General features: G+C 66.8%; 7 protein-coding genes and 3 pseudogenes. 5 read left to right on the top strand and 5 right to left on the bottom strand.

The genetic code is table 11. The annotated features are described in order from the left end of the window. From FFS27_RS24660 to FFS27_RS24645, 4 genes and pseudogenes are all read left to right on the top strand, one after another. Positions 1-314 (top strand): annotated as a pseudogene (locus tag FFS27_RS24660) (HOASN domain-containing protein); the annotation flags it as partial. A 30-nt stretch (positions 315-344) separates the two neighbouring features. Then, positions 345-1,778 (top strand): adenylosuccinate lyase, encoded by a 1,434-nt coding sequence (gene purB, locus FFS27_RS24655; protein ID WP_014603964.1) that lies wholly within the window; start codon positions 345-347, stop codon positions 1,776-1,778. Next, positions 1,778-3,229 (top strand): class-II fumarase/aspartase family protein, encoded by a 1,452-nt coding sequence (locus FFS27_RS24650; protein ID WP_003092055.1) that lies wholly within the window; start codon positions 1,778-1,780, stop codon positions 3,227-3,229. Before purB ends, FFS27_RS24650 begins: the two co-directional genes overlap by 1 nt. Positions 3,230-3,278: 49 nt before the next feature. Beyond that, positions 3,279-4,352 carry a class I SAM-dependent methyltransferase gene (locus FFS27_RS24645; protein ID WP_003092054.1) on the top strand — a complete coding sequence of 358 codons (1,074 nt, stop codon included), beginning with the start codon at positions 3,279-3,281 and terminating at the stop codon, positions 4,350-4,352. A 199-nt stretch (positions 4,353-4,551) separates the two neighbouring features. Here the strand turns inward: FFS27_RS24645 and FFS27_RS24640 are convergent, their stop codons facing one another. The 5 genes and pseudogenes from FFS27_RS24640 to FFS27_RS24620 all read right to left on the bottom strand — a co-directional run. Next, a complete protein-coding gene (locus FFS27_RS24640) occupies positions 4,552-4,731 on the bottom strand; it encodes a PA3496 family putative envelope integrity protein (RefSeq protein WP_003092052.1) in 180 nt (59 codons plus the stop codon). A 108-nt stretch (positions 4,732-4,839) separates the two neighbouring features. Next, complete coding sequence (gene nth / locus FFS27_RS24635) at positions 4,840-5,478, bottom strand: endonuclease III (protein ID WP_003092050.1); 639 nt, start codon at positions 5,476-5,478, stop codon at positions 4,840-4,842. Then, positions 5,475-6,191, bottom strand: a complete 717-nt coding sequence (locus FFS27_RS24630) for an electron transport complex subunit E (protein WP_003092049.1) — start codon at positions 6,189-6,191, stop codon at positions 5,475-5,477. The genes nth and FFS27_RS24630 overlap by 4 nt, the downstream gene beginning before the upstream one ends. After that, the gene (gene rsxG / locus FFS27_RS24625) at positions 6,184-6,828 is read right to left on the bottom strand and encodes an electron transport complex subunit RsxG (RefSeq protein WP_021265133.1); all 645 of its coding nucleotides are present in this window, start codon (positions 6,826-6,828) and stop codon (positions 6,184-6,186) included. The genes FFS27_RS24630 and rsxG overlap by 8 nt, the downstream gene beginning before the upstream one ends. Next, a pseudogene (locus FFS27_RS24620) lies at positions 6,828-7,658 on the bottom strand (RnfABCDGE type electron transport complex subunit D); the annotation flags it as partial. The pseudogene FFS27_RS24620 and the gene rsxG, both read right to left, overlap by 1 nt. A gap of 5 nt (positions 7,659-7,663) precedes the next feature. Here FFS27_RS24620 and FFS27_RS24615 point away from each other — a divergent pair. Continuing rightward, a pseudogene (locus FFS27_RS24615) lies at positions 7,664-7,793 on the top strand (electron transport complex subunit RsxD); the annotation flags it as partial.

Here is a 7,793-nt window from a genome sequence, read left to right as displayed (position 1 = left end):
CCCGTGCCTTCCGGCATGCCGAGGTCGGTTGGGGGCTGGCGGTGTTCTACATCACCGAACTGGTCGTGCCGGGGAACCACGAAAAGCTCTATCGGGCCCTGCTCCAGGCCGGCCTGAGCGAGGACCAGGCGGAGTACTACAAGGTCCACATCAGCCTCGTACCGCCGCGGGCCAAGCGCGAATGGCAACTCATCGCGCGGCGGATTCCGGACGTGCAGTTCCAGAATGCGTTCCTGACCTCGCTATCGCAGCACTTCCGTGTGGAAAGGGCCTATTACGACGCGATCTGGGAAGAGATGCAGAGCGTCAAGTGACTTCCACCGGGACAAAGCGAGCACTCGAAAATGCCAAGTCACATTACGGAATCCCGTATACACGGGGGCGCCTACTCGTCCCCGGCATTCGCCGCGATCTTTTCCGATACCAACCAGGTGCGGAGGTGGCTGGATGTCGAGCGAGCCTTGGCGGCGACCCAGGCCGAGATGGGCATCATCCCCCACGAGGCGGCGCGGGAGATCGACCGCGCCGCCCAGGTGGAGCGCTTCGACCTCACTCAACTGGGCCGCGAAAGCCTGGAGACAGGGCACCTGCTGGTGCCTACCATCCGCGCCCTGGCGAGATCGTGCGAGGGTAGCTGGGGGGAGTACGTGCACTATGGCGTGACCACCCAGGACATCCTCGACACCGGGCTGATGCTGCAGGTCAAGGAAGCCTGGGGCCCTGCGCTAGGGCTCCTGCACTCGATCCGTGGCCATCTGCTGGCGCTTGCCCTGCGCCACCAGCACACGCCGATGGTTGCACGCACCCACGGGCAGCAGGCGCTGCCCACGACCTTCGGCTACAAGGTCGCCGTCTGGGTGGATGAAATCGACCGTCACCTGGCGCGCTTCGACGAAGCGCGCGAACGCGTCCTGGTCGGCAACCTGACCGGTGCCGTGGGAACCCTGGCGTCGTTCGGCGCCCAGGGCTTCGAGCTACAGCGGCGAACCCTGGCCAGGCTTGGCCTCGGCGCGCCGTCGACCAGTTGGCACAGCGCCCGGGACCGGGTGCTGGAGGTTGCCGGGTTGCTGGTCCAGGTGTCGGTGACGCTGGGCCGGGTGGCGAACGAGATCTACCACCTGCAGCGCAGCGAAATCGACGAGGTACGCGAGGGCAGCCGGCCGGGACAGGTGGGCAGCAGCACCATGCCGCACAAGCGGAACCCGTCGTCGGTCGACCTGGTCAGCGCGCTGTCGCGGCTGGTGCGGGCGCAGATGGTGGCGCTCACCGATGCCGCGTTCCAGTTGCACGAGCGCGACGGCACCGCCTGGCGCATCGAGTGGGCGGCGTTGCCGGAGCTGTTCGTCTACGCCGGCGCCTTGCTGACCCGCATGGAGGCGGTGCTGGCCGAGGGGCTCGAGGTGCGCGAGGAACGCATGCGCACCAACCTCGACCTCCTGGGTGGGCTGATCCTGTCGGAGCGGGTGATGCTCGCGCTGGCGGGGCAGTTCGGCAAGCAGACCGCCCACGAACTGCTCCATGAGATAACCCAGGCCTCCCAGCGGCAGGGCGTTCCGTTCCGCGAGGCGCTGCTCGGGCAGCCAAGGTTGCGCGGCTGTTTCAGCGCCGAGGCGCTCGAAGAACTGCTCGACCCCGTCGGCTACGTCGGCCTCGCCGCGGAGATGGTCGACCTGGTCGCCGGCAAACCACGAACCGGCGCGTCGGGCGACAGGCCCGAAGGCGCCGCCTCTTCCCAAGGAAATACCGGTCAGTCCCAGTACGTGATGGAGGATAGGTGATGGATGCTGAATCGCTGGAAATGCTTGCCCGTTCCTCGTGCACCGCGCATCCGCAGAGCTTCGGCGGCGCACCGGCCGAGTCGTCCTGCAAGCACGAACACAGTCACATCGTTGACTCTAAAACCCATGGCGGAGGCTACGCCGGTCCGGTGAGCCGGCGGATCTTCTGTAGCCACTGCCGCCTGCAACGCTGGCTCGACGTGGAGGCGGCGCTGGCGCTGGCGCAGGCCGATGTCGGCGTCATCCCGCCCGAGGCCGCGCTGGAGATCGCGAAGGCCGCCAGGCTTTCGGCCGTCGACCTGCAGCAGATCGCCGATGGCGTGGCCAGCACCGGGCACTCGCTGATGCCCCTGCTGGGTGCGCTGCAACGGAACTGCAGCCCCAGCGCGCGCGAGTACGTGCACTTCGGCGCGACCACGCAGGATATCCAGGACACCGCGCAGTCCCTGGAAATGCGCGATGTGCTGGATGAAACGGAGCGGGCGCTGGACATCCTCCTGGACCGGCTCTCGGTGCTGGCGAGCGGGACCCGCAATGCGCTGATGGTCGCCAGGACCCACTCGATCCCGGCGTTGCCGACCACCTTCGGGCTGAAGGTGGCCGGCTGGATCGACGAGTTGCTGCGTCACCGCGAACGCCTGGGCGAGGCGCGCAAGCGGATCCTGGTGGTGCAACTGTTCGGCGGCGTGGGCACGATGGCCGCCTTCGGCGACGAGGCCATGCTCCTGCTCGAAAGCTTCGCGCGGCGGCTGTCGCTGGACGTGCCGCTGGCGGGTTGGCACGTGTCCCGCGACCGGGTTACCGAGTTCGTCAGCACCTTGGCCATGGTCACCGCGTCCCTGGCGCGGATCGCCGACGAGATCCGCACCCTGAACCGCTGGGAGATCGGCGAGCTGGAGGTGGGCTGGACACAGCAGCAGATCGGTAGCAGCACCATGCCCCACAAGCGCAATCCGGAAGGCTGCGAGCAGGTCGTGGTGCTGGCCAGGCTGGCCAAGGCCCAGGTCCTGCTCGCGCTGGACGCCATGATCCTCGAGCACGAGCGGGACTACCGCGGCACGCGCCTGGAATGGTGTGCGGTGGCGGACGTTTCCCACTATGCGCTGATGGCGCTGTCGCTGCTGACCGACACCATCGACGGGCTCACGGTCCACGACGAGACCATGGCGCGGACGGCGAATGCATACAGCGATGCGATCTGTACCGAGGCGTTCGTCTTCGAGATGGCCAAGCAACTGGGCAAGAGCAGCGCTTACGAAATCATCTTCGAGATCACCCAGGCCTGCCAGCGCAAGCGGATTCCGATGCGCCAGGCGCTCGAGTCGGATCCGCGGGTGGGCGCCGTCATGCCGAAGGAAACCCTGGCCAGGCTGTTCGAGCCGCGGACCCATCTCGGCATGGCCGGGACCATCGTCGACAAGGTGCTGGACAAGGTCGCCAGCCACCACTGAATCACCCGCCGCCAGAGGCGGCGGTACTGCACATCAACGGAGAACAAGAATGACAAAGGCTAACGAGATCGAAACCGCGAAGGTCAAGCAGTTTTCAGCGCGGATCATGGAGGACTACGGCAATACCCTGCGCGGCGCGATGCTCTACATCGGCGACCGCCTGGGGCTGTTCAAGGCGCTCGCCCATGGCCAATGGGTGACCCTGGAGGAGCTGGCGCAGCAGACCGGCTACACCACCCGCTACCTGCGCGAATGGCTGGGCAGCATGGTCACCGGCAACTACCTGGCCTACGATCCGCAGAGCAGGAGCTATCGGTTGCCGGCCGAGTTCGTCCCGGTGCTCGCCGACGAGGACTCGCCTTATTTCGCCGGCGGGATCATCCAGTTGAGCGTGCCCTTCGTGAGCATGGCGCCGAAGATCATCGAGGCCTTCCGCTGCGGCGGCGGTTGCCCCGAGGAATCCTTCCCGCTGGAAACCTGGGAAGGCATGGAGCGCATGACCATGCCCTGGTACAAGCACTTCCTCGTGCAGCACTGGATTCCTTCGCTGGATGGCGTCAAGGAAAAGCTCCAGGCGGGTGGCAGCGTGCTCGATTTCGGCTGCGGCAGCGGGCTGGCCGCGATCATGATGGCCAAGGCGTTCCCCGAAGCCCAGGTCTATGGCTGTGACTTCCACGCGCCGTCCATCGAACGCGCGCGGGCGAACGCCGAGGCTGCGGGGGTCGGCGACCGGGTGCGCTTCGAGGTCAGCGATTCCGATGCGCTGGCGGGCAAGAAGTTCGACTTCGTCACGACCTTCGTGGTCATCCACGACGCGACCGACCCGCAGCAGATGATGAAGGACCTGCGCGAGTCGACCGCCGACGATGGGACCTACCTGATGGTGGAACTCAACCTGTCGCAGGAACTGCACGAGAACATGAACCTGTTCGGTCGCGTGATGTACCCGCAGAGCACGCTGTATTGCATGACCTGTTCGCTGTCCCACGGCGGCGAGGGCCTCGGCGCCTTCATGGGCGAGGACCGCGCGCGGCAGATGGCCGAGGCCGCCGGCTTCAGTCGCTTCCGCAAGGTGCCTTCGGAGTGGCCGCCGCTGCCGGCGCTGTTCGAACTGCGACCCTGAGGGCGTTATCCGGGACGGCCGGGACGGCAACCGTCGGATAGCGGTTGCCGTGGCCGCCGCCCGGCGCGTGCCGGCTGGGCATGGCGGTCTCGGCTCGATCGCACTGGTGTTCAGGCCCGCTTCGGCGGGCTTTTCATGGCCGCCGGAAAAACGAAGCCCCGCCAATTGCGGGGCTTGCTTGCGGTGTGGACGGCGCTGCTCACAGGTCGAAGTCGTAGTCCGACAACTGGCGCTGCAGGCGGCGTTCTTCCAGCAGGTTGTCGATGATGCGACGCTTGGTCAGGTTGGTCTTGGCCACCTCGACGCTGGTTTCCTCGCCGTCATCCTCTTCAACGCCGGCTTCGTCGTCGATCTCGAGTTCTTCTTTGGCTTTTGCCATGACATTCACTCCAACTTATGGGGTGGTAATGGCGCACCTTATAGCGACAAAGCCGTGGCTGGTAAAAAAGATTTTTTCAATCGTAAAGATAGGATTTCGAATAGTTGATCAATCGTCTGAAGTCTTGTGCTTGTATTCGCACAGGTCCTCGATCCGACAGCTTCCGCATTGCGGCTTGCGCGCCTTGCAGACGTAGCGGCCATGCAGGATCAGCCAGTGGTGGGCATCGAGCAGGTACTCGCGCGGCACGAACTTCAGCAGTTTCTTCTCCACTTCCAGAACGTTCTTTCCCGGTGCTATGCCGGTGCGGTTGGCGACGCGGAAGATATGCGTGTCCACCGCCATGGCCAGTTGCCGGAAGGCGGTATTGAGCACCACGTTGGCGGTCTTGCGGCCAACCCCGGGCAGGGCTTCGAGGTCCTCGCGGTTGTCGGGGACCTGGCCGCCGTGCTTTTCGATGAGGATGCGGCAGGTTTCGATGACGTTCTTCGCCTTGCTGTTGTAGAGGCCGATGGTCTTGATGTACTCCGACAGCCCCTCGACGCCGAGGGCGTGGATCGCCTCGGGGGTGTTGGCCACCGGATAGAGGCGGGCGGTGGCCTTGTTCACCCCGACGTCGGTGGCCTGGGCGGAGAGGATCACCGCGATGAGCAGTTCGAAGGGGGTGGTGTAGGCCAGTTCGGTCCTTGGCTCGGGGTTGTCTTCGTGCAGTCGGCGGAAGATCTCCGCGCGCTTGGCGGCATTCATTCAATCACTCCAGTGACGCGGACGCGCTGGCGCTGGGTGGCGGGTACGTCGCCCGCCTGCACCTTGGCGCGTTCCGCCAGGCTTTCATCGATACGGTTCTTCAGGGCGATCAGCAGGCCGAGCATGATGAACGCGCCCGGCGGCAGGATCGCCAGCAGGAAGCCCTGGTACTGCGGGAACGGCTGGATCTTCCAGTCCGCCGCCGCCGGGCCGAACAGCAAGTGCATGTCGGCCAGCAGGGTACCCTGGCCGAGCAGCTCGCGCAGGCCGCCGAGGACCAGCAGGACCAGGGCGAAGCCGAGGCCCATCAGCAGTCCGTCGAAGCTGGCGCGCAGCACGCCGTTCTTCGCCGCGAAGGCCTCGGCGCGGCCGAGGATCACGCAGTTGGTGGTGATCAGCGGGATGAAGATGCCGAGGACCTGGTACAGCTCGTAGGTCCAGGCCTGCATCAGCAGTTCGATGCAGGTGGTCAGCGCGGCGATGATCATGACGAACGCCGGCAGCCGGATCGCCTCGCTCACCGCGCCGCGCACCAACGATACCGCGGCATTGGAGCAGGCCAGCACGAGCATGGTGGCCAGGCCCAGGCCGAGGGCGTTGACCGTCGAGTTGCTGGTGCCCAGCAGCGGGCACAGGCCGAGCAACTGGACCAGACCCGGGTTGTTGCGCCACAGGCCGTTGCGGGCGATCTCGCGGAAATCTTGTTCACTCATGTCCGGCAGCCTCTTCGGGGGCGAGCAGGCGTTCGCGGTTGGCGTCGAAGTAGCGCAGCGCCTTGTGCACGGCGCGGACCACGGCGCGCGGGGTGACGGTGGCGCCGGCGAACTGGTCGAACGTACCGCCGTCCTTCTTCACCGCCCAGCCGGCGTCCGCCGGATCGCCCAGGCTCTTGCCGTCGAAACCGTGCACCCAGGGACTCTTGGCCAGTTCGATGCGGTCGCCGAGGCCGGGGGTTTCCTTGTGCGCGACGACCCGTACGCCGAGCAGCCGGCCCTGGGCGGTGACCCCGACCAGTAGCTGGATGGCGCCGCTGTAGCCATCCGGCGCGCTGGCCTGGAGGATCACTGCGCTGGCCTGGCCGTGCAGGCGGGCGACATAGGCCGGACGCGGCGCATCCAGGCCGAGCAGCTTCGGCGCGAAGGTTGGCACCTGGCTGTCCAGCGGATGGTTGTCGTAGCTGCCCGGCGGCAGCAGTTCCAGCAGGGCGCGGCCGCGCGCCTCGCGCTGGGCTTCGGCGATGCGCGCTTCGGTGAATTGCTGCACCAGTGCTACCAGGCCCACTCCGAGCAGGGCGAAGAGCCCGAGCAGGAGGGCATTGCGCAGCATCGAACGGCGAGTCGCGGCGTCCATCAGTCGCCTGCCTTGAAGCCGCGCTCGGCCTTGCGATGGCCGTAGGTGCGCGGCCGGGTGTAGTAGTCGATGGTCGGCGCCGCCAGGTTCATCAGCAGCACGGCGAACGCCACGCCATCGGGATAGCCGCCCCAGGCGCGGATGACGTAGGTGAGGACGCCGACGCCGAGGCCGAAGACCAGCCGCCCGCGATTGCTGGTGGCGCCGGACACCGGGTCGGTGACGATGAAGAAGGCGCCGAGCATGGTCGCCCCGCTGAACAGATGGAACAGTGGCGAGCCATGGGAATCGGAGCCGGAACCATTCCAGAACAGCAGGCTCATGGCGAACAGGCCGGCGAGCATGCCCAGCGGCGCGTGCCAGGTGAACAGCCGGCGCCAGAGCAGGAACAGGCCGCCGAGGAGGAACGCCAGGTTGACCCACTCGCTGCCGGCGCTACCGAGGTGGCCGAAGGCCGGGTTGCCGGCGAACAGCTCGTCGACGGTCAGGCTGCGGTCGGTCTTCAGCACGTCGAGGGCGGTGGCGTGGGCCCAGGCGTCCGGCCGGGTAGCGAGGCCGAGGAATTCGCGGAGGCTGTCGGGCAGGCCGAGGGCGCTGTCCGGCGAGGGCCAGCGGGTCATTTCCAGGGGAAACGAGACCAGCGCCACGACGTAGCCGAGCATCGCCGGGTTGAACGGGTTCTGTCCGAGGCCGCCGTACAGGTGCTTGCCGAATACCAGGGCGAAGAAGGTCGCCACCAGGGTCAGCCACCAGGGGGCGTAGGGCGGCAGGGCGACTGCCAGCAACAGGGCGGTGACCAGCGCGCTGCCGTCCTTGAGGAACACCCCCGGCGATCATGCGCCTGGTGCTCGGCGCCTGCGTCCCCGGCCTGTTGACGCTTACCTGGCTGTACGGCCCGGGCACCCTGCTCAACCTGGCCTGGGCCAGCCTCGTCGCGCTGGCCTGCGAAGCCGCCATGCTGGCCC

Source organism: Pseudomonas sp. 2VD (assembly GCF_005503585.1).
Classification (GTDB): Bacteria; Pseudomonadota; Gammaproteobacteria; order Pseudomonadales; family Pseudomonadaceae; genus Pseudomonas; species Pseudomonas aeruginosa.
The sequence above is the reverse complement of the archived record's forward strand: the minus strand, read 5'-3'. Positions and strand labels throughout refer to the sequence as shown.

Excerpts from the sequence above, each read along its gene's own strand:
- nth (WP_003092050.1), bottom strand. The coding sequence starts at position 5,478 with ATGAATGCCGCCAAGCGCGCGGAGATCTTCCGCCGACTGCACGAAGAC.
- FFS27_RS24650 (WP_003092055.1), top strand. The coding sequence starts at position 1,778 with ATGGATGCTGAATCGCTGGAAATGCTTGCCCGTTCCTCGTGCACCGCG.
- FFS27_RS24630 (WP_003092049.1), bottom strand. The coding sequence starts at position 6,191 with ATGAGTGAACAAGATTTCCGCGAGATCGCCCGCAACGGCCTGTGGCGC.
- purB (WP_014603964.1), top strand. The coding sequence starts at position 345 with ATGCCAAGTCACATTACGGAATCCCGTATACACGGGGGCGCCTACTCG.
- FFS27_RS24645 (WP_003092054.1), top strand. The coding sequence starts at position 3,279 with ATGACAAAGGCTAACGAGATCGAAACCGCGAAGGTCAAGCAGTTTTCA.
- rsxG (WP_021265133.1), bottom strand. The coding sequence starts at position 6,828 with ATGGACGCCGCGACTCGCCGTTCGATGCTGCGCAATGCCCTCCTGCTC.
- FFS27_RS24640 (WP_003092052.1), bottom strand. The coding sequence starts at position 4,731 with ATGGCAAAAGCCAAAGAAGAACTCGAGATCGACGACGAAGCCGGCGTT.